Raw genomic sequence first — 26,256 nt, 5'->3', positions numbered from 1 at the left:
TACCTAAACGCTCTTTCATATATATAATCAGAGGGCCCAAGCCCAACAACCTACCTAACAGATTACTGCCAAACAAACACTTTGGCTTCGTATTCCGGCAAGTCAATCGTAATATTGTCATCGCCAGATTCCACATCATAATTGCCCGTCCATTCGTGCCACGTTCCGTTTGCTGGGAAGTGGGGAACGCTGTAACCCGCTAGATAATTTTCCGACAGATTCGCAACTACTACAACTCTCGAACCTTCATCGTTCCAGCGAGTGTAAGCAAACACTTTCGAGTCGGGATCTTCGTGGAAAAAGTCGATGTTTTCGGTGTAAAGTGCTTGGTTGTTTTTGCGGAGGTGAATCAAGCCTTTGTAGTATTCCCACAAACCTTTATTCATGTCATTTCCCAGCAGCGTCCAGTCAATTTTTGCTTGCTCGATCGTTTTGGCTTTGTATTCGCCAAATTCTTCGCCCATCCAAATCAGCGGTACGCCAACTGCTGTCATTAACAATACAGAACCCAACTTCGCCCGCTTGAATGCTGGTTCATCCAAAATCCCGCGATCGCCCAATTCTGAGAATACGCGATCGTGATCGTGATTGCTCAGATAATTCACTACATTGGTAGCACCCAAGAAGCCTTGCCGCTTGCAGTCGATCGCATCTTTGAGCCGTTCTAAATCAAAGGTATCGCCGCAGATATGTTCGACTATGCAGTGATAGAAACTGTCGTGCCAGCAGCCGTCCATCGGGCCGTCTATATTGGTGATGCTGGGAGTTTCGGGAATGTATTCGGCAACGGTGTAAAAGGGTTTTGGGCCAGCAGCATTTTTGGCTTCTTGAACTATCCAGTGCATGAAATCGTAGTTGGCAATTTGTCGGGCTGCGTCGAAACGAATGCCGTCGAGATGGTATTCTTGAATCCAATAGCGGACTGTATCGCCGATGAATTTGCGCGCCGGGTAAGTTCCTAAGTTTTCGTCGTAAAATTCGTAGTTGAATTCTGGGCCCCAATTGTTGTCTGGATCGCGGGGGGCGTGGTGGTACCAATAATCGTGATCGATTTGGGTGAGGGGGCTGGATGATTCGGAGTGGTTGTAAATCCCGTCGATGATGACGCGAATCCCGCGCCCGTGACACTCGTCTATCAGGTTTTTGAGTTGTTCGGTGGTGCCGTAGCTGGACTCCGCAGCGAAGAAGTAGCGCGGGTTGTAGCCCCAACTGTAGTCGCCTGGGTATTCTTTGAGGGGCATGAGTTCGATCGCGTTAACGCCGAGTTCGACTAGATAATCGAGTTTTTCGACGACGTGCTCGTACTTGCCGCGGGCGAGGGGATCGGCTTCGCCACCGGAAAAGTCGGCAACGTGCATTTCGTAGATTACTAATTCTCGATCGGCTGGTAGCGGTTTGTCATCGTGCTGCCACACGTAGGTATCCACGATGCGATCGCCATCTTTGATTCTGATCGCGCCGTTTTGAGTGGGATCGTCGATATCAGTCGCGCAGGGATCTACCACATCTACCCACTGATCTGCCTCCAGAAACCAGCTTTTGGACTGCACGCGAAATTTGTATTGATAAACGCCATCCTCCAACTCAACTCGCGTGCGGAAATAACCTTCTTCGTCCTTTGCCATCGGAATTTCTTCCCAATTAGAAAAAGACCCCACCAAGGCAGCTCCTTTGTTGTAGGGAGCAAATAACTGGAATTCAATTGGAGCGCTCATAATGCCTCTTTTTAAGATTTTTCAGGAGCAGTAGATAGTTTTAATCTCGCAAATTGAAGCGAACTCTGGCATCACTCTGCGGATATAATTTATGTAAGTGCTTAACTATTCCTAAAAGTATGAGTATCTGGCCGAGCCTACGCATTTTATGAAGTGACATCGCGCCATACCGACAGTGCGATCGGAATTTTATCAGAAGGAAGAAGGAAGAAGGAAGAAGAAGAAATAAGGAAGAAAACCAATGGTTTGAGCAATTAAGAACGTTCTAAACGTCCGGTGCGGTTGTTATATATAACTTTACCTTGCTCAACTATAAGTATTAATAATCTGAGAAGTATTTGGCATCTATCTTAAGGTAGATTTACACAGAAAAAGATGATCTTCAATATCTGCACAAGGATAGATGCGGACTTAAATATAGCTTTTAAAACATCAGATTATTCGGCTGGCGATTCTGAGATTTAAGCCTATATCTTCGGCAGTAAAGTGCGCCGAATAATACCCTATACAAGCGCCAACAATTAGTCGGTCGGCGCGCAGTACGCATCCTAAAATTAATGCGTAAGGTGCGCGGGCGCACCCTACTTTTAACTTGCTTTTGCCTGCTGGTGAGGCTTTATCCAACCAAGCCAGAACGCAGGGCGAGAACGGCCGCCTGAGTGCGATCGTCAGCGCACAGCTTGTTCAGAATATTGCGGACATGAGTCTTGACTGTACCGACAGTAATGTACAGCTTTTCGGCGATAGCAGCATTGCTGTAACCCTGCACGATCAGTTCCAAAACTTCTAACTCCCGCTCGGTTAAAGGGTAAGTTTCAATGATGTGACTGAACTCGGGTTCGGCAGCCTTAATTGTGACTCTTTTGCCCTCAGGCTTCGGCTCTTCTGGAGCCGACTCCTTAGTGCGAGCTTGTTTCAGCACGATACGAGCGATCGCCGGATCGATCCAAGAGTTACCTTCATGGGTTACTTTTACTACGTCCAACAACTGGTCGAAGCTGATATCTTTCATGCAGTAAGAGTCAGCTCCGGCGGCAAAAGCTGCCAGAACTTCTTCTTCGTTGTCTTGAAAAGTCAGAATCAAAACTTTGGTATCGGGATCGGAGTCGGCTGCTATCGATTTTTTGAATTTTTGTGTCAGTTCAATGCCGTCAAAATCTGGCAAGCCAATGTCTACAATTGCCACGTCAGGTTTGGTAGACTGAAGCAGTTTCAATCCGTCTGTAGCGTTAGCTGCATCCCCGACAACTTCTATGGTGTCACGCTGTTGTAAAGCTGTGCGGATGCCGACTCTTGTCAGGTCGTGGTCTTCTATTAAAGCAACGCGAATTTTACTCATCTTTCTTCCAATAGTCCGCTAAACTTTTAAAATATCGTCAAGTGACTCAGCCAAACTGAGTAAATTTGAGAATGTGTCCTGATTTAGGGTTTGACAGCCCGCACATCTTTTTCCAGCATACTCATGCAGCCGCCAAGATTGCAAGTAAATTTTTAAATTATTTTGCGGCGCGGGGAAAGCGCGATCGGGACAGGTAAGCTCTCAATGTTTAAACAGTGTAACTGAATTATCCCATTGTCCGCCCCTTGATAGAGGTAAAGATATCACTACCGAGATAGATTTAAAGTATAAAAACTTTTGATGCACATTGGCCGTCAAAATTAATAAAGCTAGCAGCACGAGTCTTGAGCCGGTGTTAGGGCTCAAGTTGAATGCTTATTTATAAAACCAGTTATGACTCACTATCACGCCAATAACTCTTTTCGCTCGGACTTTTCCGACGCGGAAATACTATACAAGGTATCAGAAATAACAGCCCCCCAACACCTAGTTTGCGACGGCGAAACTCTGAACGATCGCCTGTGGTCGGCAATTCCTCATATAGTTTGGAAAGCAAATGCCAGCGGCTGGGCGACTTATTTAGGCGAGCGCTGGGAGGAGTACACGGGGGTACCAGTAGCAGCAGCATTGGGTTTCGGCTATCTGGCGCAGGTTCACCCAGAAGACTGCGCTCGTCTGTTGGCGCGATCGCGCCCGGATGCTGGGCCGCCCCAAAGTTACGAAATACAATTTCGTCTCCGGGCGCAAGAGGGCACTTACCGCTGGAACTTGGCCAGAGGATCGCCCGCCAACCCTGACAGTCATGATGTTTTGGAGTGGGTGGGAACTTACACAGATATGGAGGCGATCGCACAAACTCAAGGCTCGCTCGCAGCAGAAGCAGAAATTTGGCGCCGCCAAGCGTGTCCGGAAGTTAACTTCACAGGCAAAAATTTGGGCAAAATAGACGCAGGGAGTGATTTGCAGGCGATCGAGCGGTTTACAAATTTGTTGAGCCAGCGCAACGGTAACTTGTGCGAGTTGTTGCAAGCGATCGCAGACGCGACTGTGGAGGCGATCGCCGGAGCTGAATTTTGCCTGGTTGCGCTCCCGGAGTGGGATTCCAGCGGCCTCAAACTCAGCGCTGTCGGGGGCGCGGCCAACTTTTCTGCGGGCAGAACCCCGCAGATACAAGACAAGCTGCTGTTGAAAGCGTTTGCGACGGGAGAGTCTCAACTGTGGCGCTCTGAGTCGGGCCCAGGAGTGCCGGCGGCGGCCTGTGCTGCGGCGATCGAGTCGCGGGAAACCGGGCGTTTGGGGGTTTTGGCGATCGGTAACGTCCAAGACAGGACGGCTATTGACAGCGGATCTGTGCAACTGCTGGCGGTGATGGGAAGACAAGCTGCGATCGCGATTAACAGCACGCGGGCGATCGAAAAATTAAAAAAGCAGGAACAACTTTTAGACTTGCAAAACGAGCTGCTAATTCGCCAACAGGAAGAACTGGAAAATCAGGGGCGGCGCATTCAACAGCAAAAATTGCAACTGCTAGAAGCAGCAAAGTTAAAATCGCAATTTTTGGCCACCATGTCCCACGAATTGCTAACTCCCATGAATGCGATTATCGGCTTTTCCCAATTGCTGCTGCGCCAGCACAAACAACTGCTGAGCGCGCAGCAAATAGATATGGTGGGGCGAATTTTAAATAACGGCAAAAACCTGCTAGTCCTGCTCGACGATATCCTCGACCTCTCCAAAATCGAGAGCGGTCGCACCGAATTAGAAATTGAAGAATTTGATTTAGCGCATTTAGTAATGGATGTGGCTCTGGAATTCGGAAATCAAGCTACCGAAAAGAATGTGGCAATGTCCGTCTGCGTGGGCTTGCAGGATCGGTGTATCGTTAATGACAAGTTGCGGCTGCGGCAAGTTTTGGTGAATCTGATTTCCAACGCGGTTAAATTCACTCATCAGGGCTGCATTTGCATTGAGGTAGGGGAATTAGAGGGCGATCGGCTAATTATCACCGTTCGGGATACAGGAATCGGCATTTCCGAAACAGATCTGCCCCACATTTTCGACAAATTCCATCAAGCCGACCAAAGCACAACCCGCCCATATCCAGGCACTGGTTTAGGACTAGCGATTAGTGCCTCGTTAGTCAAGATAATGAACAGCACAATTACGGTCGAAAGTCAACTAGAAAAAGGTTCGAGATTTGCGATCGAAATCCCGCGAAAAATTAACCCCAAAAAGTCAATTGCTGACTGCAAACATTTTTGATATTGATAGCAGAAGCAAGTTCGGCAACCGATTTTGGAACGGATGTAACGGATTTAACGAAGGTCATATCGAATATCGAATATCGAATTATCGAATCCGGTAGCATCGGAATTATTAGTAGCCGAAATGAGGAGACGGCAGTGCCGTTTCCCTACCGCTATTAATTGTGGGGAAACGGCACTGCCGTCTCCTCTGCAATTCCGGTGTAACCGGAATTGATATCAGTACGGTGTGCACCTTACCGCTTAGGAATGGAAAGGACTGAAGTCCTCACTACGAACCTGCAATCAATTTTATAGTGAGGGCTTTAGCAAAGTCCGATCTAAAGACTAGAAGTTTTCCCAACTTGAGCCTGAGTAGCAATTGGTTTAACATCGGTGTAGCCCATATTATTAGCTACATCGCGCAGCACCGAAATTTGCTGTTCAAACTCCAGACCTTCAATTTGATCTAACACGCCATTCACAGCCTCAGTTGCCTCATATCCTTCGGGGATATCGACAATTTTATCCCCCATATCAATAGCCCAAGCATACCAAACCAGCAACTGATTGTTAGCAGTTAAAGCTCCGTAAGCGCGAGAATAAGGCGTGTCGTCACCGTTGACAATACCTCGCATTATATTCAGTTGTTGGTCGTGGGAAAGGTTGTAAAAATCATTTAGCAACATGGGAGCTAACTCTGGTTCCGCAGCAGTGGGAGCGGCTGGTGTAATTGAGTCTCCCATTTTTTCATAAATAAAGTAGAGCAGTGCCAGTTTTTCATCTGTACCCAAACCGTTTATTTTATCAACCATGTTTTGAGTATCGTCTGAGAGAGCGTGAGTATTGGTCGCGGCGGGTGAGTTCATAAGTTAAAATTCCTTAAAAATGCTTCCAGAATATATAAATATCAACATTTGTAGGTACAAGTCACCATCCCCGAGAGGTAATGCGATTTTAGATTTTAGATTTTAGATTTTAGATTTTGAAATGACTTATTTCATAAGGGTTTTGAGCTTGCAGAGAGTTGTCTTGTTTTCGGAAACTGGTGTAATGCTGAGCCAACGTCTTAAAATAAATCATCCTTGAGATAGAAGCCAACAATACATCTGCGGGAAGATGAAAATAATAGGAATTTTAGCGACAATAATTATATTGAATTGTTAAATAAAAGTAACAAGGAGTCGGCTATGTCTGAAGTTAATCCTCAAGTGAATACAGAATTAGATAACACTCAAACATTTGATGCTCAACAGATAACTGAAAGCGTAGAAGCTGGAGAACAAAAGTTGCCTGAGGTTAATGTATCAGCCGACTACGAAGCTTCAAAAGAATTCAGCGTTAGCGATATCGATCGCACGAGTGCCGGCGCCGAAGCTGCCGCTGCTGCAACTGCGCCTAAATTTGAGATTCCCGCCCCTCAAGAAATTCCTATGCCGGCGGATGCACAGGGAAATCCCGATGATTTTTTAGCGATGGCTAAGGAAGTTAACCGCACAGGTGCACCGGGCAATGTTACGGACGATTTGGTGCAAAAGGCGATCGAAATGGGTACTCCCGGCAGTTAATTTAGAATCGAGACTTAAATTTAGCCCTCTAAGGTACGTAGTTGCGCTTCAGCGCTCTTTCCTGATATTAGCAAAGAGCGCTGAAGCGCAACTACGTACCTAATTTGTTTAAAATTGGTATTGCTAATGTATCAAGTCGATCGCACGACAAATCTTGCCGATCGCGCGATCGGGCAAAATTTCCACCACCAAATCCACGCCATCGCCCTCAAGCATCGACTGAATATATAACTCAGGATGCAGTGCTTTCCAGAAATATTCCACAAACCGATTAATTTCCGACTCTGACATTCCCGACTTCCCCGCAGCCATCATTTCCCGTTCCGCCTGATTGCGCCACACTTGAGAAAGGCGATAATCTCGGGGATACAAAACCATCAACCGATCTAATCGGTTCCACAGTGGCAAATAGTCGTGCAGCTTCGCATTCATATCGCGCGCAAACTGACAGTCGCCCTCTGTGGAAATCGGAAACGGCGCCGCCGCCAAAAACTCGTTCAATTTGCGATCGGCGACTGGATTTACGCCGACAAACCAACCTTCAAACAGTACAATATCCGCACCGGAAATAAGTTCTGATTGACTTCGATCGCCCGCACCTCCCCAGGCTGATTTTTCAAACCGGGGAATTTCTATTTTTTGACTGTCAAATGCTGCTAATTCCCCCGTGTGAGAAGCGCGCAACTGGTCTAAAACGGAGATTCCCAAGTCAATATCGTGAGTGCCGGGGGGGCCGCGCCAAATTAAACGCGGGTCAGCTTGTTGGAGATTTTGGCGATCGGCATAAGTCTTGTAAAGATCGTCTAAAGAAAGGCTGACTGTGGAATATCCCAATTTTCCCAGCATCAGCCTCAAAACTTGGCATAAAGTAGTTTTTCCCGTTCCTTGGACTCCTAAAATTCCTTGAATTAAAGTCCGGTTTAAACTTTGTTTTTCAGTCGATAATTGCATCGCCAGTGGCAGCCACAGATTCCACAAACTTTCTAGAAAAACACTTGACTTGACGGGGAAAGTATGCAGTCGATCGAGTACAGACAGGAATAAATCGGTTTTGTGGCGGACAACATCGGCTGCGTTGTCAGGAGTAATGTTAAAAGCGCGCGATCGCAGATCGTCGGCAAGTTCCCAACAGGCGAGGCGATCGAAATCGGGAGCGATCGGGCGATCGCCCGATCGCCAGCGGTGTAAAATTTCAACAGGCGTTAAAGTCGAGCCAACCATTGTAGATTTTAGGATTGGATAATGGGATGATATTATATCGAGTCGATTACCATAACAAAAATGGTTTGTAGTGCGGACTTCAGTCCGCTCTAACGCTGCGGACTTCAGTCCGCACTACGAACTAATTTTACTGTTTGTAGTGCGGACTTCAGTCCGCTTTCACGCTGCGGACTTCAGTCCGCACTACGAACTAATTTTACTGCGATTAATCGATCAGACACGATATGATTTAATAATAGATATCTTACAAAAGTCGTTTTAATCACATTTTGGAACGGGCAAGATGCCCATTCCACAGAAAAAAAAATTGTGGAACGGGCATCTTGCCCGTTCCTAGCTATTGTGCAAGAGGTCTAATTCAAAAATTCTGTATGAGTTGGGAGGCTGCGCGGACTGGAATTATTTTTTTAAACTTGTATCAAAACTTTCTAAGGGGAGGCTAGTTTTAGGCAAATAATATCTGCAAGCGACAAATATTTTACCATTTTTTAAGAGCCAAGTTTGAAAGCTTCTACAAATAAATTGTAAGTCACGCCAATTTTTAGAGCATTGAGCATTTCCACCCACAAAGCACCAGCCACCAGCCGCCTGCTGCTGTAAACCAGTCGGTTCGCCAACTCGGCGAACAACACCAACATCCCGGCTACGATAATATCCCAATTAGCGGCTTGTCCGGCGATCGTCGAAAGAGCAGTTCCCAAAAAATTGCCGAACAGCAGGCTAATTACCAGCAGCGAAATCCGCCGCCAAGGATTGCTAGCCCAGCGTGCAAATTGCTCGCCCAGAACATCAATCAATCTGTTAATTCGGGTATTCTGCATAAAAGTTAAAAGTTATGCGGATGAGTGAGTCGATTTTAGATTTTAGATTTTAGATTTTAGATTTACTTGCAGGATTGAATCTGCTGGGAGATTGAACAGGAGTCTCAAGTTTTTGGCTAGATCCTCAAGAGTATCGGGGCTTGTAGCTGTTTTTGAGCGGGGTTAAAAAATGCCGATCGCGAACAACCCCAAATCCTTACCGGATCAGTATCCGGCAATGTCAAGTCTCAAATTTAACATCTAAAATGGTATTGAGCGATCTGGAGCTTTATAGCCCCGAACCGTCAAGTAATTAAGTGTAGCTGTATCTTGTGGCACAGTAGCCCCGGATTCTACATTCAAGATTGGTAGGACTAATTGCAGGGGTGCAGTCTATCCTTTAAGCATAAAATTTATGAAACTTCAAAATTACCAGATATTAATTGGAATGGCGATCGTTCTATTTACAGGAATGTTTCTCGGACGTTTTGAAATCACCATCTCCAACGGTGCAAATCGATCGAGCGATTTGCCCTCAGCAGCCACCGCACTCCCCCCAACACCCCCGGTTTCGAGAGTCGCGACAGGTGCCGCAGACACCGCTAGCAAGCCCAAACCCGAGTTACCCCCAGAAGCAGAGGAAGAAAGCAATTCCTCAATCCCTGTCAATGGCAAAGCTGCCGGCAGTTTGCGAGTCAGCAACCGCAGCGAACACCCAGTGCGAGTGGCCTTGCTGTCGAAACGGCAAACCGAGAAATCCTACGGAAAACCGGCCCACTGGGATTTTGCGCCGGGGGAAGGTGGTGGTAAGGGACTGATGCTATCGCTGCCGGAGGGCAAGTTAAAAGTCAAACAGGGAGACATTCTGGTGGTTTTTGCTCAGGATGGTTCCCGCCGCTACTGGGGGCCTTACGTCGCCGGGGAGACAGCCTCGCCCGCTTGGAATCCCAAAGCCGAAGAATGGCAATTAACTTTGCAGCCGTAAAGGAAGAAGGAAGAAGGAAGAAGGAAGAAGGAAGAGGGAAGAAGAAAGAAGGAAGAAGGAAGAGGGAAGAAGGAAAGAGGGAAGAGGGAAGAGGGAAGAGGGAAGAGGGAAGAGGGAAGAGGGAAGAAGACATACATGGCAAGCTGGATCGATCGATATGTGACATTTGATTAAGTGGATCTTACTGAGGTGGCCCGGATATTTTGGTTGAGAAACCGGGTTGCTAGGCTATTGTTGAGAACGGTATAAGATGTGAGTTGAAGGGGGTGCGATCGAATTCCCAGTTTCGATCGGGCGAATCTTTCGGTAGACTCTGTATTCGAGTTAAAATTTTAAATCTAAAATCGCAGGAAGTTTGGGTGAAGGAAGTTATTAAAAATTTGTCAGAATATTACAGGCATCGGCCGATGGTACCTTTGTTGCTATCGGTGTTGTGGCTGTGCGCGATCGCCTGGGTAGCTTTCTTGTGGAATTTAGGCAACATCGGCTTAGTTGACGAAACCGAACCGCTGTTTGCTGAAGCCGCCCGTCAAATGACGGTGACAGGGGATTGGATCACTCCTTATTTCAACAGCGAAACCAGGTTTGACAAGCCGCCGTTGATTTACTGGCTGATGGCGGTGGCTTACCACACTCTGGGCGTTAACGAGTGGGCTGTGCGCCTTCCGTCGGCTTTTTGTGCGATCGCCCTGACTTGCCTCGGATTCTACACTCTATCGAAAACAGAAGGAAGAAGGAAGAAGGAAGAAGGAAGAGTCAATGAGGAAGAAGGAAGAGTGAATGAGGAAGAAGCAAAATTCTCCCAATCTCCCAATCTCCCCCTCTTTCTTTCTACTCCTTGGATTGGTGCGGCATTAATAGCTTTAAATCCCCAAACTATTGCCTGGGGGCGGACTGGCGTTTCTGATATGCTATTAGTTGCCTGTATTTGTTCGTCACTTTTGGCATTTTTTCTCGGTTACACGCTAGAAGAACAGAGAGAAAAAGCAGAACTTTCCACCATTTCTGCTGGGCGATTTCCCAATAAATGGTATTTGACTTGTTACGTACTAATTGCCTTAGCAATTCTGGCTAAGGGGCCTGTGGGAATTGTCATCCCAGCGATGATTATTGGTAGCTTCGGGCTGTATTTGGGAAATTTTCGGCAACTTTGGCGCGAAATGCGTCCGCTGTCGGGAATCTTGATTATTTTGGCGATCGCCCTACCTTGGTTTATTCTCGTTACTTTAGCCAACGGTGAAACTTATATTGACAGTTTTTTCGGCTATCACAATTTCCAGCGTTTTACTGGAGTAGTCAACAAGCACTCGGCGCCTTGGTATTTTTACTTTTTTGTAGTGCTCGTCGGTTTTGCGCCTTGGTCAATTTATTTGCCGGTGGCGATCGCGCGTACCCGTTTTTGGCAGCGCAGTTACTGGCGCCGTCAAGCGCGATCGGCACAATTAAGTTTATTTGCCCTATTTTGGTTCGGCTGCATCTTTGGCTTTTTCACAATCTCCGTGACAAAATTGCCTAGTTATGTATTGCCTTTACTGCCCGCCGCTGCGATTTTGGTAACGCTGCTGTGGAGTGAGATTATTGCAGGAAAGGAACCACAAAACAGACCGGGAAAGTTAGAGAAAAAACCAAATTCTTTACCGCGAGGGCTGTTAGTTACATACATTTTCAATATCGTATTTTTACTGATTATAGCCGGAGCAACTTTTTACTGCTACCACTGGCTGGGAGATGACCCGGCAATGCCCAATTTTCCGCAAGCAATTCAGCAGTCGGGATTGCTGATGGTTGGCGGTACGATTTGGATAACGGCGGCTGGGGCGATCGCACTTTTACTCTGGAAGCGGCAACAACGCTGGATTTTGGTAGCTAACTTCATCGGATTAGTCGCATTTATCATCTTTGGTTTGACTCCCGCCTACAATTTGGTCGATCTCAACCGCCAGTTACCTCTGAGAGAGTTAGCGAAGGTTGTTGTCCAACAAAAACTGCCGGGAGAAGAGTTGATGATGATTGGTTTCTGGAAACCGAGTTTAGTTTTTTATACGCAAGATCCGGTGACTTTCTACCGACTTCCCAGAGGCGCAAAAGACTACATTGAGGAATCCAACAACCACACTTCTCCGACGATTCTAGTGCTGGGATATCCACACAAGTTTGTGGAATTCGGATTGCAGCCAAATCAATATCAGTTGTTGGATAGTCGCGGCGCGTACCAACTGGCAAGGGTTCCGAGAAAGGCGTTTTTGAATTAGTGTATTGTACTGCGGTTTTGGCGATCGAGCGTCAGACCAGCTATGATGTTGAAATTGCGGTACAATCTACTAAACACCTGAAACATCAAGCTGGGAGCCAATCATGGTTTCAATCCTGAACAAACCCTCCTCGTTAATCCATGAGATTTGCATTGAAAAAGTCGATCGCTGGAAGTTATTCAAATTTAGTGAATCGCTCCAACAGCGAATGGAACAATTGTTAGAAAAGAAGAAGGACGATCGACTAATGGCAGAAGAGATAGCGGAACTTGAAGCCATTGGGGAATTAGATCGCATCTTTACCCATATCAATGCAATGATGGTGGCTCAAGATGTCGATCGGTGATTATACAAGACAGGCGGTTCGAGAAAGAGCGAGCTATTTTAGAGGAATGAAAGACTATGATCCCAATTAATGAAGCTCAACAGCAGTTGCAGCAGTTAATCGATTCGGTGAGTCAGTCACATCAACCGATCGCGATCGCAGGACAGACTAGCAATGCAGTGTTATTATCGGAATCTGACTGGGCATCTGTGCAGGAGACACTCTATCTTCTATCAGTGCCAGGAATGCGGGAATCGATTCGCGAAGGACTGGCAACGCCGATCGAGAATTGCGCTAGGGAGTTGGAGTGGTGAATTGGAATTTGGTATATACCAAACAGGCACAGAAAGATGCCAAAAAGCTGGCTTCTAGCAATTTACAAGACAAAGTACAAGAGTTAAGGCGCTACTATGGGTATCAGTCAAAGAAAAGACTATCCCACGATATGTATTTACTATAGATAAGGTGATAAGACATAATGCAAAAGCAAACAGACGATCTTAATCAGCAGTTAGACTCAGCTCGTTCCAAAATTCTTGATTCCTACCTTGCAACTATTGAAGATAGCTTTCGAGAAAACCGTCCTCAACTAAAACTCATCAATTATGGTACAGGGTCAGGAAAAACTCACCAATTGTTTCAAGCAATATATCAAACCATAGAAGAACATTCAAATATTCAAATAATCGGTATATATGTTTCCCCATTGAGAGAACACTTATGTGTGCCAGCTTCAGTTGAGAGCCAATACCCAGATATTCCCGTCTATAAAATAAATTCGTTAGAAATGAAAACGACGGATGAGTATATCAACTTATACAAAAAGTTGATATCTTCAATTCTCAAAAACAAAAAGATTTGGAAAATCGATAAAAAAGTATGTCCTGATGAAAAGGTTCAGGAAAATCGACGCAACCTTGAGAAAGTAAAAGATGTGATTAAACGCCTTGAATATGTAAAAAATACAGGTTTTGGAGATGAGAATTTTAATAAATCTGAGACTGATAAAGCAATATGGGAACTTAATTATTTAATTGAAAGCTTTTTAGAATTTTTTATCAAATCTGAATTAGATAAAAGTAATTGTCCTGCTGAATGTTTAAAGTTAATTGAAATATTTTTTCCCCTCCACCTTCTGCAAAACAAATCGGGAATTTTGATCCTCACCTATAAAAAATTTGAAACGGCTATTTCGTACTTTATCCACAACGGTACAAAATGGGTAAAGAAAAGCAGTCATCTCGATAAATACGTTATTGAGCATACAGACAACTCCCGAAAGTTTATACTTGCCTTGGACGAGCAGGAAGATGGCTATCAAATTATGCTAGAGGAGAAGATTGATATCATCTCTCCTGAAAAACTGGCAATCAATAATGCGCTATCATCTATCAATAGAGAATTTTCTATGCTGTTTTCAACTAAAAATAATGAAAACAGAGATTTTTTAAATTTCATAGATAAGAATAAGGGAGCTTTTTACGAATTTCAAGAACATTTTGAAAAAGACAAAGCCCTAGAACCAAAACTGCAAAAATTCGCCCGCATATATCAACGGTTGACCTTTGAGGAGGGAAACTCTATCAATTTTTTAGAAAAAATAGTAAAAATTCAAAATGGGCTTGACGATTCAATGGAAGAAATAGTTGGGATTTTCGACAATGATGAAGAAAATCTCATTATAGTGGATTTTGAAATGTTATCCAGAGTTATTTCAAAATTTGAGAATAATAGAAGTTTGTTGATTCCTCAAAAGCTTTACAATAAAATATGTGATGATTTAATGAACATTTTTGCATACAACAACCTATACATCTACAACCTCGAACCTCTGCAAAAATTGTTTTTAACCAAACCTTCTGGCGGGCACGTCCAAATCACAGAGGAAAAAGTGGCAGATAATACTTCTGTAGCAGACTTAATTTATGCCATTCTAGCTGTGCGATCGCAAATCAAAACCATCAAAGATTTTCTAGCTAACGTCTTAGATGCTGAAGATTCTCAATCCCGTTCTTTAGAAATTTGGTCGAAACAAATAGCTAAAGTCCAAAAGGCAAGTGAAGAAAGCCCCTCGCAAAATCAACTGCTAAAATACTTAAATACTACTTATGTCTATGAAAGTTATAAGTCGATCGTAAATATCAAAGAAATTTCTCGTTATCAAAATCCTAAAAATAATCTGATCGATCGCGCCCTTAGAGAAGTTTCTATTGGTAGTACGGCTATATTGACTTCGCCTGAATTCAAGCTCAATTCCATGTTATGCAATAATAGTAATGTGATTTTTCTGATTTCAGCAACAGGAGGAATTTTAGGAGATTTAAGCACGAGCTATGATATGCAGTATTTCAAAGATAAATTGCGGAATGCTAGTGAATCCGGTGAAACTTCCTTTAAGGAAATGAGCGAGGAAGAAGTATCGGTTTGCGAAAACATCAGAGAAAGTCGTGAGGCGCAGCGACAGATTGCAGTAAAGTTTTTCGGTGAAGATTTATTGTCTTTCCCAAATAACGAAACTCAAAAAGTTGTGGAACAATTTGAAGAAACTATTTTAAAAAGTTTTATCGACGATCTCAAGCAGGATGGGAATTGGCTGGGAACTTACAAAATCCAAGAAATTCAAAAGTTTATTCGTTTCTTGTTTTACCTGTTTGAGGATGACTCAATTCAAGAAACAATTGCTTTTACTCAAACTCTACGCTGGATTAAAAAGTTAATTCAACATTGCGAGCTACTCAAGCAGGCTAACTTTAAATTTAAAGCATCAACCGAACATCCAAATATATATTATCTGCAAGTAAAGCATAAGGAATATCAGAGTAATATTCAGATTAAAATAATTTTGTATGAGGCATCATTCAACAGTCTTTATTGCGACAAAAAAGCTCAAAACACGTATTTGAATGAGCTGGTTGAAAAAGCAGGGGAGAAAATCTTCTTTATATCGGCTTATCAGTCAGCTTCCAAAGGATTGAATCCGATTATTAAAAATCCTAACGGCGATGAAAAAGATTTCGACTCTTTAGCTTTGTTAATGGACAGTTACTATACAGTAATGGGCCCATCGCTGAACAAATCAAAAGATTCTGGATTATCTATGACGCTTTACCATTTTGCGTTGATGAAAAGTATTGTAAACTTGGGAGACTCTAATATTGAAATCAAAGATTTCAACCAATACCTCAGCCGACCAGAAGCTGGAGAATTTCGACAGCAGCAACACCAGATTTTATTAGGGAAACAAGTTTTGCAAGCGATCGGCAGATCTGAGAGACGCGATTTTCCTAACCAAGTGGTAAAAATATTTGTTAATGAAGAAACCAGAAAAAATTTAGTGAATTTTTACAGATACCTGGAAGGGAAAGAAAAGGAGGAAATTCGTAAATTTTCCGTTAACAACCACAAAGTTTACTTAAGCGTTCGAGAAGAAGAAAAAAAACGCTCGATTAAGGATTATGAAGATCATATTCTTGATGAGATTGATGCCACTATGGCTTTCCAAGCGTTTAAAACACAAATGTTGGAGGAAATCGATCGCTTTCATCTTAATCAACATAGTTTTGACATCACAAAATCGTGGGATGCGTTGCGCGATCCAATTGTTTTCAAAGACCCAGCTAAGTATCTGGAAAAGTTGCGAGATTCAGGGCTATTTCCTGCTGATTTTATTGAGTCATTATTCTATCACAACCCAGAACAAGTTGAATTTACGCCCTATTTAGCTTCCGAGGAAGAAAGCGGTAAAAAATTCCAGATTATCAGCGATAGCATCAATGGGGAAAAAATCTATCCTTACCAGAAGCGGTTATATCCTGAATATCTAAAAATTAGCGAGCGAGGCTATGACTTAGAAGGTAATGAAATTGGCTCCCTAGATCCTTCGACTGATTTAATCTACAGACTCTACAACAATTTGATGCCACAACCTGAAGTTTTTAATACTTATATTCCGCGTCCGAATTTCTTTTACGATGTGTTGTATCCTTCACTGGCTGAAAATTTTGTGGAACGCTGGATTCAAGATGTAGTTTTCAAAGAAGGTAAAGACTGGAAAGCCATAAAATCCATCTATCGTTTTGAGCCATTGCGAGATTTAAAAAAATATTGTAAACTATACGAGCGGTTTGATTTGTACTATGTCAAGGAGAATACGTTATTTTGTATTGATGTTAAAGCTTGGAGCGTACCTTCGGGAAATCGCCTGTCAAAAAAGACGCTGGATAAAACCGAAAACAAGCTGAAGGAAATTGTTTCAGACTATCCAGAATTTAGCACCGCAAGGGGGTTACTTCTTAACTTGCACGCCGCCCAAGAAAAAAATCAACAATACTCACCCACGCTATTTTCGGGAAATTTAATTTTCTTTGACGATCGCAATTGTCCAGTAGAATCCAATATCCTCAAAGAGTTTTTGTTTACAAAGGAGAAATAAAATGAAAAATAAAACAGCAGCATTATCAGATATATCGCGAACCAATCAACTAAAAATTTTAGAAAATCCACAAGAAGTTGCCGAAAAACTGCGTAAGTATCTATTTAAAGAGGGACAAGGGATAGAACATTTTGAGCTTAAATATCCGATTGCTGAAGATAAAGATTCTGAAAATGAGGATTCACGGCCTACCTTTTATAAAGAGCGGCATAAATACATTAAAGCTCAAGTCCAAGAAAGACTTGCTGCACATGGGGAGAAACGAGAAAAATCAGAAATTCAATACTTCCTCTCATATACTGGGGGCAAAAAATATGTGTTCTTTTTATCCCCTAATAAAAATCATTCTGGATGGCAAAAGTTATTTACAGACAATTCTAGCGCTCGAGAAAGAATTTTCAACCTCATTTTCAAGTTTTATATTCTGTCTCAAGGCTTATACTTTGAGACACTGAATGGTTTTGAAGAATTACTGTTACTCCATTCCAGGGATCTCAGCAAATCGAAAGAGGCTCTTTTTGTGTGGGGACAAAACTTGTTAATCAAATACAATCAACATGGCGTACTCACATTAACCTTGTCTCGAAAACACCGACTCTTCTTACCAAAAGATAGCTACAGTACCATAGATGGTGATGATTTAGGAGATTTGTTGGTCTACAACGATAAGAACTACTACTTCGATCGCGACCTAGATGCTAGGAAAAAAAATAAAATAAATTTTATGCAATTTGGTAGCGATCCCAAAAATTATGACCAGTTCAAAAAGACTCAGCTTTATCATTACCAAAACCTCATGACAAAACTTGAGGACTTTTTAAGTGAGTGCCAGATTAAATTTAAATCTCTTGATTTTCACGCTGACCACTACTTAGAAAACCCTTTTATCAAAAACATAGAATCTGTAGAATCCTTAGAGATTATTAACAATACTGGAGTCGATTTAACAGAAGATGACCGACAATTTTTGCAATGCTTTCTGAAACATCAAGGGATATCTACGATCGCATTTTACAATGATGGAAAAACTGTTAGTACCTACGAACAAGTACCTGACGGTGAGGACGGGGTTTGCTGGAAAATTACGGAATCTATTAAATGGTCAGATATTCAACTCGAACCGAAAAAAAACTATTTGGTTTTCAATAAACTTTTGGAGGAAGAAGCGGGTTCGATGGCTTATCAAGCAAAAAACGATCTGTGGTATCCATCAACAACAATAGATAATAAATCGTCAGTAGATTTCTATTCACAGTTAAAGAAAAGATTTAACTATTTGGAGACGGGACTATTTTTTAGCACGCAGGGGATAGATATACCAAAATTTCGTGCTGTGGGAGATGATAAAACTGATTTTGCGGTTTTTAATTATACAAATTGGAAAATTGATAGAGATAGTCTCCACAAGGAGACGCAATCTTTTACAGAAGGGAAAATCTTGGATGTAGAGGGTTCTATTTTTTGTTATCTAAAAGAACAAGCAGATAGCAAACAATGGGAAAGTTTCTGCGATAAATACAAGATAAAGATTTCACCTAAATTTCAGAAAGTATTGATTGAGTTGGGAATTAAGAACTGGATCGCGCAGAGTCTTGCAAATCCGAACTTGGGCTTGCCTATTACTCATCAATCATTTCCTGAAAAACAATTTTTTAGTATTTATGTACGCAGCCCCAAAAACAAGGAACCTAAAGCGGTTGCGGTAGAATTTATCTACAAAGATGGTTGCATATATATAAAAAATGTAATGCGAGATATGAAACAAATAGAAACGAAATTTCGATTAATAAGGAAAAAAAATCAGTCAGAAAAATTAATTAACGATCAAAAATATTTTGTAGATGAATCAGAGAAGCTGTATATTAGTTGTTATACAGATGATAGGTATACGCCAACCTTAATTGGACGGATTGGTATTATTGAAGACTTGGAAAGCGGAGAATTAACAATAGACCGCAAAAACAAAGGTGAAAATAGTAGTAGATTGTTACCTTTGGTATCCCATTACAACAGCGAGATTAAACCTATTAACAGAATCCAAAATATGATAAGTTTGGATTTGAAGAACGAAACATTTATTCAGTATTATGTTCCTCCCGCACAAAATATCGGAGACTCGATTAAGAAAGGGTTTAAAGTCTATCATTTGATTGGGAAGAGAGATTCAGGAGAGTCAATTCCTAGATCTGAGCTTATCGAGCATCCCATCGCAGCTTTACATTTTAGTACGCTAACTCAAAATGTTTTAAAAATCGGTGATAACAGTCAATCGTCATTGTTACAAAAAGTAGCACAAGTATTAATTGAAAATTGAAACAAGGCTGAATTTGAATGCTGATTTCAGAAAAAATCCAGATATTTCAGCGATCGGAGAAGAGTATCGGATACACTCACATCTGGTGTGAGGCAGGAGAAAAGTATCAACGTCAGATAGCAAACCTGCTACTTAGAGCCGATCGCACTTCTCGATCGCCATTTAGACTGGTAACTGAGCAAACCATATGTGCCATAATCAGCCATATTATTTGAAGTGCGATCGCCCGAACCTATGGATGCGCTCATCGGCAAAACTTTACAGGGTGGAAAGTACACCCTCGAACAAGAATTGGGACGCGGTGGCTTTGGAATTACCTTCAAGGCAACTCACCGCTATTTAGGACAGCCTGTCGTTATTAAAACCCTCAACGAATCCCTGCGGCGACAACCAAATTTTGCCGAGTTCGATCGCAAGTTTCAAGACGAAGCAAGGCGGTTGGCTTCCTGCGTCCATCCGAATATAGTGCGCGTCAGCGACTTCTTTGTCGAAGACGGACAGCCTTACATGGTAATGGACTACATAGCCGGTCAGAATTTGGGCGATGTAGTCGGTACAAACAATCCCCTCCCCGAAAATCTGGCAATTCTCTACATCACTCAAATTGGGGCTGCTTTGAAAGCAGTTCATCAAAAGGGTTTGCTGCATCGAGATATCAAACCCCAAAACATTTTATTGCGCCAAGGTACTCAGGAAGTCGTGCTGATCGATTTTGGCATTTCCCGCGAGTTTACAGCAGGTGCAACTCAAAGTCACACTAATATGGTGTCCGACGGTTACGCACCACCAGAACAGTATTTCGCCCAAGGAAAATATACGCCAGCCACCGATGTTTACGGGCTAGCGGCGACGCTTTACACTTTACTCACAGCCAGGGTGCCCGTGGCTGCCATTTTGCGTACCAGTCAGCCGATGCCTTCACCCCGCGACTTGCGGCCAGACTTAAGTGTGACTGTGAGTCAAGCGGTGATGCGGGGGATGACGGTAGAGGCTCAAAATCGCCCTGCTAGCGTGGATGAGTGGCTGTCGCTGCTGCACGGGCAGGGTGCAGGGTCGGACACCGGGCCGACGCTGGCGGTGATGCCGGGACACGGCCCTCAGTCGCCTGCAACTCTTAAAACAGCGCCTGCTGTGGTGACGAATGGGGGCAGCAACCGCAAGGTTTGGTTGATTTTGGCGTTTGTGACGATCGCACTTATATTCGGTGGTTTAGTCGGGATTGCGAGGATTTTCTTCAACGGACAATCTTCGGAACCGGCACCGATGGCGAAGGACGATCGCACTTCCCCCCCCGCAGATCCAGACGCACGCACCAGCCCCATACCAATTCCCACTCCCACACCCGCACCAATTCCCCCTCGCCGAGAAACTCCGTCGCCTGCTGCTGAAACTCCCGCGCCAACTCCAACTCGAACTCCAACTCCAACTCCCGCGCCAACTCCAACTCCGGCCCCAACTCCAGCACCAACAACAACTCCAACACCTGAGGCTGGGAAACCCACACCAGCGGAAAAACTGGTTGACAAGCAATTGCCGCCCGATCGATCGCCCCCACCCAGCGAAAAACCCGGAACCGGTTATCAGAAGACTCCCACTATCCCAGGGTTTGCCGTTGGTACGCCGGAAAGTCAGATTGTAAGTGCACTGGGAGATCCCACAGACTCTCAATCCCGCGGCTATTGGCCGAATACTCGCACCGCACTTTATGAATTGCTGCCGAACCGGGTGACTCTCGGCTATATTTACGATCGCAATTCCGAACAACTCGTGCAAACAGAGGGTTCTTTTGCCCAGTCGGTGGACGATTTGGTAGTCCGAACCGCGTTAAACGGCATGGTGGGCGGCGCAGATAAGGAGATTTTGCAAGGGTTCCGGGACGTGCAGCAACGTCGCACCAATCGGTTTAATTTTCAGAAAGGTTCGTTGAAAGGGACGATCGAACGCAACAATCGCGATCGAATTTACATCGGCGTCTGGGACAAAACTTTGCATTAGAAATCTTCCACCGGTGTAGAGAAACCGGGTTTTTTAACGAAAATATTTGCCCAAAATGCTCATTCTCACAGTTGGCGATCGCAAGTGTCACAATACTTAAAGGTTTTTTAGGTACGTAGTTGCGCTTCAGCGCTCAAGCGCAACTACGTACCTTTTTGAATCTGTCTCGGTTAAAAAACCCGGTTTCTTGGTAGTGCGGCCTCTACTATTTGCCAAACAATCCCCAATCCCCAATCCAAAATCCCCAATCCTCAATTCAAAATCCAAAATCTTCAATCCAAAATCTAAAATCTAAAATCCAAAATCGATTGACGTTATACAAAATATTAGCTATGATTAGAGAACACGAGGGGCTGTAATGGTTTCGACAGGGTGGCGAAAGCTGCTCCGTGATGCAGGTCGAGAGGGAGTCTACTCTCGTTAATATCGGCTCAAAAAAAATAGTAAATGCGAACAACATCGTTCCTTTCGCTCGCAAAGCCGTAGCTGTAGCCTAAAAACTTCTCTAGCTTGGTTCAGAGTGTATGCCGCTTAACTCCGTTAAAGGCAGCATAACAACCCCCAACGGATGCCCTAGCTAAACGTTTCTAGTCGTCTAGCCGGGAAAGCAATCACTAGAAAATCCTCCCATTTAGGATAAAGATGGTTCCCGCCCCAAGGATCAGAGGGGATAAACCTGTGAACGATCGGAAGGTAAATACCCATTTTGGACGGCAGTTCGATTCTGCCCAGTTCCATAAAAAAGGTAGCGTAAAATCAATGGTTTAAGCCATTTGAAAGTTACCTTAAAGCATAAAAAGGGCAGAGAATTAATTCTCTGCCCTTTTTGTTTGGGCTATATCTCAAAGGAGTGATATCAAATCCGGTAGCATCGGAATTATTAGTAGCCAAAATCAGGAGACGGCAGTGCCGTGTCCCTACCGACAAATATTGTAGGGAGACGGCACTGCCCTGGACTCTATATCATTCTGGTGTAACCGGAATTGATATCATATCAATTTCATTAGTATCGCAATGATATAAACGGACGAAACGGCAGTGCCGTGTCCCTACAATTAATCATGGTAGGGACAGGGCACTGCCGTCTCCTCTTCATTCCTCAACCATAAGTTAGCAACCCATTAGTCAAGCTTGGGGATCAGATAACTATAACTTCCCCTCATCTATCGGTTCTTGGGGCCTGTCCGGCGATATACTGATATGCGGTAAAGCATTAAAAATCTTTACAAACACCCAAATCTCCAAGCCTACTCCTACTAAGGATGGGTGAAAAATTATATGGCGATCGCTCAAAAGCTGGAAACATGAACCCAGGAATTGACTTACAAGGAAGTTTTGTAGAAGCCCTGACGAATTTGGGCTTACCGGCGGACATCGCCCACGTGCTTTGGCTACCACTGCCAATGGTGCTGATGGTTGTCGGTGCTGTATTCGGGGTACTGACTAGCGTCTGGCTAGAGCGGAAAATTTCCGCCGCCGCTCAACAGCGGATTGGCCCGGAATTTCTCGGCCCCCTGGGAGTCCTAGCACCCGTTGCCGATGGCATGAAGTTGGTATTCAAAGAAGACATTGTACCGGCAAAAGCTGACGCGCTGCTGTTCACGCTCGGCCCGGTAATTGTCGTGATTCCAGTGTTTCTGTCCTACTTGATCGTACCCTTCGGAGAGCATATGCTCATCGCCGATATGGGGACAGCGATATTTCTCTGGATTGCTCTTTCTAGCATTCAGCCGATCGGCTTGCTGATGTCGGGCTATGCTTCTAACAACAAATACGCTCTCCTCGGCGGACTCAGAGCCGCTGCTCAATCCCTCAGCTACGAAATTCCCCTAGCTTTGGCAGTATTGGCAGTTGTGATGATGTCCAACAGCTTAAGTACGATCGACATCGTACATCAACAAGCAGGCTACGGCATCGTCGGTTGGAACGTTTGGCGACAACCTGCTGGTTTCCTGATTTTCTGGATTGCAGCACTAGCAGAATGCGAACGTTTACCCTTTGACTTACCCGAAGCAGAAGAAGAATTGGTAGCAGGATATCAGACTGAGTATACAGGCATGAAATTTGCCTTGTACTACATCGCTTCCTACGTTAACCTCGTCCTTTCTTGCCTGCTAGTAGCCGTTTTGTACCTCGGTGGTTGGGAATGCCCGATTCCCGTCGGAGTCATCACAAATGCCCTGGGATTGAGCGAGACAACTCCGTGGTTACAGGTAATTACAGGCACGCTGGGCATTACAATGACCTTGCTGAAAGCCTACTTTTTCCTGTTCTTGGCAGTTTTGCTCCGTTGGACTCTGCCACGAGTTCGGATTGACCAATTGCTAGATTTGGGATGGAAGTTTTTGCTTCCGGTTGCTCTAGTTAACTTGCTATTGACCGCAGCTTTGAAACTTGCCTTTCCCTTTGCTTTTGGCGGTTAATTCATAATAGGTAAAGGGCAACAGAAAAAATACCTGTTAACCAATTACCTATTATCAATTAGTAATTACCAAAAACTCAAGTACAGAGAGAGAACACGATGCTAAAATTCCTCAATCAAGTAGGCGCATACGCCAAAGAGACTGTTCAAGCTGCTAAGTATATCGGCCAAGGGCTAGCTGTGACCTTCGATCACATGAGACGCCGCCCGGTTACAGTGCAGTATCCTTACGAAAAACTAATTCCTTCCGAACGTTTTCGGGGCAGAATTCACTTTGAATTTGACAAGTGCATCTCCTGCGAAGTCTGTGTTCGAGTATGTCCAATCAACTTACCTGTGGTGGATTGGGAATTTAACAAAGAAACTAAGAAGAAGCAACTCAAGCACTACAGTATCGATTTCGGGGTGTGTATCTTCTGCGGTAACTGTGTAGAATATTGTCCGACTAATTGCTTGTCGATGACAGAAGAATACGAGTTGGCCGCCTACGAACGTCATGAATTGAATTATGACAATGTGGCACTAGGACGCTTGCCATACAAGGTTTCAGACGATCCGATGGTGACACCGTTGCGCGAATTCGCTTATTTGCCGAAAGGTGTGATGGACCCTCATGAAGTTTCCTACACCGATCGCCGTGCAGGCCTCCGCCCAGAGGAAATTCAGGAAAGTAAGTAATGGGAATGGGGAATGGGGAATCGGTAATTGGGAATGGGGAATGGGGAATGGGGAATCGGTAATAAGTTATTGGAACTAACAAACAACAAATTACCAACTACCAACTACCAATTACCAATTGCCAATTACCAATTGCCAATTACCAATTCTCAATTACCAATGCCCAATTACCGATGGCCAATGCCCAATTAACAAAGGATTAAATATTGTGAATCTAGCCGAAGGGGTTCAAATTGTTTCATTTGGCATACTCGCCGTAATGATGATTGGAGGAGCATTAGGAGTAGTCCTGTTCTCCAACATCGTTTACTCAGCATTTCTGCTGTGTGGCGTATTTACCAGCATTGCCGGCTTGTACCTATTGTTGAATGCTGACTTTGTAGCAGCAGCCCAAATCTTAATTTATGTTGGCGCTGTTAACGTCTTAATTTTGTTTGCCATCATGTTGGTAAACAAACGAGAAGAGTTCCGCACAATTCCTAACGCTTGGGTGCGTCAAGTCGCAACCGCAGTCGTTTGTGCTGGTTTGTTTGCACTTTTGGGCACGATGGTAGTGTCTACTCCTTGGGCAATTGTGACAACGACGGGAGCACCCGCCGAAAGTTCGATCGTGACGATCGCCAAACACTTCTTCACCGACTATTTGCTACCTTTCGAGTTAGCATCGGTATTTTTGTTGATGGCAATGGTAGGAGCAATTGTGTTGGCGCGCCGCGATTTCTTTGCGGATGAACTGTCCGTGAAGCAATCAGATACACCAGCTTTTAGTTTGCCTGAACGCCCCCGCGAATTAGTTTCAGCCGGTGATGTTTCTTCACCGGAAACAAAGTAATTGTAGGGTGTGCACTGCGTACCTATCTGTTCGTCAGGCGAGAAACCTGGTTTCTGTTCGCAGCCTCTGTATCTGCCTGTTTTGTAGTAATTTAGACTGAGAGCAACTCCCAAAAATTATGCAACTGCAACTCCAGTATTTCCTGTTATTAGCTGCTGCACTTTTCTGCATTGGCATTTACGGTTTAATTACCAGCCGAAACGCCGTGCGGGTATTAATGTCGATCGAGTTGATGCTGAATGCAGTCAATCTCAATCTGATGGGTTTTTCTAACTATCTTGACCCCGTACAGATTAAAGGTCAAGTATTTACTGTTTTTGTAGTAACCGTTGCGGCTGCTGAGGCTGCTGTTGGTTTGGCGATCGTCTTGGCGATTTACCGCAACCGCAATACCGTAGACATGGAAGAGTTTAATCTGCTGAAATGGTAATCAGCGGTCATTAAGCTGTCAGAATTAAGGTGGAGGGTTGACCAAATTGGGGAATTTCGGTGTTTTAGCTCAAATATCCCCAACCCTCAACCCAATAAATTAGAAGCAAAAGACCATCAAGGGCGATCGGCTAATAGAGATAAGCTTGAAATGTTTTCAGATGTCGCAAAACTATAAAATGTCTGAAAAGTATCGTGTAATACCACTTCAAACAACTTCAAACCAAAGCTCCCAGAGCAGTTGGTAAAAATCCTAATTACTGCCAATTCTCAATAAAGTCGCTGTAGAATACAGCAATACAGATAATTTTTCTCACCAATACTTCGGACGGGTGCATCTGGCGCAAGGCAAATATGTTTGTAGGGGCGAAGCATGACCGAAATCAATATGAGATGATAACTAATAACTTATATGCGGTCATGCTTCGCCCTCTTGAAAAGTGAGATGCACTCCTTCGGACAGTATTCGATCGCCAAGAAGAGCATCAAAGTTTCAAGGGGAGTCGGTAATCGAGTTGCCAACGGAAAATCAAGGGTTTCAGACTACAACTAAAAACTGTCCGGACTATTGCTCATAATTGTAGCTTATTTTAAATATCGCGATCCCGAAAGGGTGCAGTAGCGATCTGAATTTTGGAAACTTTGCTACTTGTAAGGAGTTTTTGTGTTACTTAAGTTCGGGTATCTTAAAAATTAGCAATTCCCG

The 26,256-nt window shown here is 43.9% G+C and carries 21 protein-coding genes and 1 other RNA gene; 17 read left to right on the top strand and 5 right to left on the bottom strand.

Going from position 1 to position 26,256, the window contains the following annotated elements; translation table 11 throughout:
• Positions 1 to 62 precede the first annotated feature (62 nt).
• Together JGK07_RS00720 and JGK07_RS00715 are read right to left on the bottom strand one after the other, a co-directional pair.
• A complete protein-coding gene (locus JGK07_RS00720) occupies positions 63 to 1,715 on the bottom strand; it encodes an alpha-amylase family glycosyl hydrolase (protein WP_293223762.1) in 1,653 nt (550 codons plus the stop codon).
• A gap of 616 nt (positions 1,716 to 2,331) precedes the next feature.
• Positions 2,332 to 3,054, bottom strand: a complete 723-nt coding sequence (locus JGK07_RS00715; protein ID WP_293149645.1) for a response regulator transcription factor — start codon at positions 3,052 to 3,054, stop codon at positions 2,332 to 2,334.
• Positions 3,055 to 3,447: 393 nt separating this feature from the next.
• On the opposite strand from JGK07_RS00715, the gene JGK07_RS00710 reads away from it, so the two are divergent.
• Together JGK07_RS00710 and JGK07_RS00705 are read left to right on the top strand one after the other, a co-directional pair.
• Positions 3,448 to 5,316, top strand: a complete 1,869-nt coding sequence (locus tag JGK07_RS00710) for a PAS domain-containing hybrid sensor histidine kinase/response regulator (RefSeq protein ID WP_293223764.1) — start codon at positions 3,448 to 3,450, stop codon at positions 5,314 to 5,316.
• The gene (locus JGK07_RS00705; protein ID WP_293176276.1) at positions 5,313 to 5,480 is read left to right on the top strand and encodes a hypothetical protein; all 168 of its coding nucleotides are present in this window, start codon (positions 5,313 to 5,315) and stop codon (positions 5,478 to 5,480) included. The genes JGK07_RS00710 and JGK07_RS00705 overlap by 4 nt, the downstream gene beginning before the upstream one ends.
• 158 nt (positions 5,481 to 5,638) lie before the next feature.
• Here JGK07_RS00705 and JGK07_RS00700 read toward each other — a convergent pair whose 3' ends face one another.
• Positions 5,639 to 6,166, bottom strand: coding sequence for an orange carotenoid protein N-terminal domain-containing protein (locus tag JGK07_RS00700; protein ID WP_293191757.1), 528 nt, complete (start codon positions 6,164 to 6,166; stop codon positions 5,639 to 5,641).
• A gap of 321 nt (positions 6,167 to 6,487) precedes the next feature.
• Between JGK07_RS00700 and JGK07_RS00695 the strand changes: the two genes are divergently transcribed.
• On the top strand, positions 6,488 to 6,865 hold the full coding sequence (locus JGK07_RS00695) for a hypothetical protein (protein ID WP_293191759.1): 378 nt from the start codon (positions 6,488 to 6,490) through the stop codon (positions 6,863 to 6,865).
• A 123-nt stretch (positions 6,866 to 6,988) separates the two neighbouring features.
• Here JGK07_RS00695 and JGK07_RS00690 read toward each other — a convergent pair whose 3' ends face one another.
• Both JGK07_RS00690 and JGK07_RS00685 read right to left on the bottom strand, forming a co-directional pair.
• Complete coding sequence (locus tag JGK07_RS00690; protein WP_293176269.1) at positions 6,989 to 8,086, bottom strand: glycerate kinase; 1,098 nt, start codon at positions 8,084 to 8,086, stop codon at positions 6,989 to 6,991.
• Positions 8,087 to 8,574: 488 nt separating this feature from the next.
• The gene (locus JGK07_RS00685) at positions 8,575 to 8,907 is read right to left on the bottom strand and encodes a DUF565 domain-containing protein (RefSeq protein WP_293176267.1); all 333 of its coding nucleotides are present in this window, start codon (positions 8,905 to 8,907) and stop codon (positions 8,575 to 8,577) included.
• A 394-nt stretch (positions 8,908 to 9,301) separates the two neighbouring features.
• On the opposite strand from JGK07_RS00685, the gene JGK07_RS00680 reads away from it, so the two are divergent.
• The 14 genes from JGK07_RS00680 (at position 9,302) to nuoK (ending at position 25,551) form a co-directional block, all read left to right on the top strand.
• Positions 9,302 to 9,871: a hypothetical protein gene (locus tag JGK07_RS00680; RefSeq protein WP_293191761.1), complete on the top strand. Its 570-nt coding sequence runs from the start codon at positions 9,302 to 9,304 to the stop codon at positions 9,869 to 9,871.
• Positions 9,847 to 10,041: a hypothetical protein gene (locus JGK07_RS00675; RefSeq protein ID WP_293198735.1), complete on the top strand. Its 195-nt coding sequence runs from the start codon at positions 9,847 to 9,849 to the stop codon at positions 10,039 to 10,041. Before JGK07_RS00680 ends, JGK07_RS00675 begins: the two co-directional genes overlap by 25 nt.
• 96 nt (positions 10,042 to 10,137) lie before the next feature.
• Positions 10,138 to 12,123, top strand: coding sequence for a glycosyltransferase family 39 protein (locus JGK07_RS00670; protein WP_366516613.1), 1,986 nt, complete (start codon positions 10,138 to 10,140; stop codon positions 12,121 to 12,123).
• Between the two features lie 103 nt (positions 12,124 to 12,226).
• Complete coding sequence (locus JGK07_RS00665) at positions 12,227 to 12,469, top strand: hypothetical protein (RefSeq protein WP_293176261.1); 243 nt, start codon at positions 12,227 to 12,229, stop codon at positions 12,467 to 12,469.
• A gap of 56 nt (positions 12,470 to 12,525) precedes the next feature.
• Positions 12,526 to 12,762: a type II toxin-antitoxin system Phd/YefM family antitoxin gene (locus JGK07_RS00660; RefSeq protein ID WP_293176259.1), complete on the top strand. Its 237-nt coding sequence runs from the start codon at positions 12,526 to 12,528 to the stop codon at positions 12,760 to 12,762.
• A 164-nt stretch (positions 12,763 to 12,926) separates the two neighbouring features.
• Complete coding sequence (locus JGK07_RS00655; protein ID WP_293176257.1) at positions 12,927 to 16,880, top strand: hypothetical protein; 3,954 nt, start codon at positions 12,927 to 12,929, stop codon at positions 16,878 to 16,880.
• A gap of 1 nt (position 16,881) precedes the next feature.
• Positions 16,882 to 19,194 (top strand): hypothetical protein, encoded by a 2,313-nt coding sequence (locus tag JGK07_RS00650; RefSeq protein WP_293176255.1) that lies wholly within the window; start codon positions 16,882 to 16,884, stop codon positions 19,192 to 19,194.
• Between the two features lie 234 nt (positions 19,195 to 19,428).
• On the top strand, positions 19,429 to 21,189 hold the full coding sequence (locus JGK07_RS00645) for a serine/threonine-protein kinase (RefSeq protein ID WP_293241306.1): 1,761 nt from the start codon (positions 19,429 to 19,431) through the stop codon (positions 21,187 to 21,189).
• Between the two features lie 349 nt (positions 21,190 to 21,538).
• Positions 21,539 to 21,929: a transfer-messenger RNA gene (ssrA, locus tag JGK07_RS00640) on the top strand.
• 564 nt (positions 21,930 to 22,493) lie between these two features.
• Positions 22,494 to 23,612: an NADH-quinone oxidoreductase subunit NuoH gene (gene nuoH, locus JGK07_RS00635; protein ID WP_293205648.1), complete on the top strand. Its 1,119-nt coding sequence runs from the start codon at positions 22,494 to 22,496 to the stop codon at positions 23,610 to 23,612.
• Between the two features lie 98 nt (positions 23,613 to 23,710).
• Entirely contained in the window at positions 23,711 to 24,289 is a 579-nt protein-coding gene (ndhI, locus tag JGK07_RS00630; RefSeq protein WP_293176251.1) for an NAD(P)H-quinone oxidoreductase subunit I, read from the top strand.
• Between the two features lie 33 nt (positions 24,290 to 24,322).
• Positions 24,323 to 24,481, top strand: a complete 159-nt coding sequence (locus JGK07_RS00625; RefSeq protein ID WP_293176249.1) for a hypothetical protein — start codon at positions 24,323 to 24,325, stop codon at positions 24,479 to 24,481.
• A 16-nt stretch (positions 24,482 to 24,497) separates the two neighbouring features.
• Positions 24,498 to 25,121, top strand: coding sequence for an NADH-quinone oxidoreductase subunit J (locus tag JGK07_RS00620; protein WP_293176247.1), 624 nt, complete (start codon positions 24,498 to 24,500; stop codon positions 25,119 to 25,121).
• Between the two features lie 124 nt (positions 25,122 to 25,245).
• Positions 25,246 to 25,551, top strand: coding sequence for an NADH-quinone oxidoreductase subunit NuoK (gene nuoK, locus JGK07_RS00615; RefSeq protein WP_228042566.1), 306 nt, complete (start codon positions 25,246 to 25,248; stop codon positions 25,549 to 25,551).
• Positions 25,552 to 26,256: the final 705 nt, after the last annotated feature.

The sequence above is a fragment of the Microcoleus sp. PH2017_24_DOB_U_A genome, from assembly GCF_020738205.1.
GTDB lineage: Bacteria > Cyanobacteriota > Cyanobacteriia > Cyanobacteriales > Microcoleaceae > Microcoleus.
The sequence above is the reverse complement of the archived record's forward strand: the minus strand, read 5'-3'. Positions and strand labels throughout refer to the sequence as shown.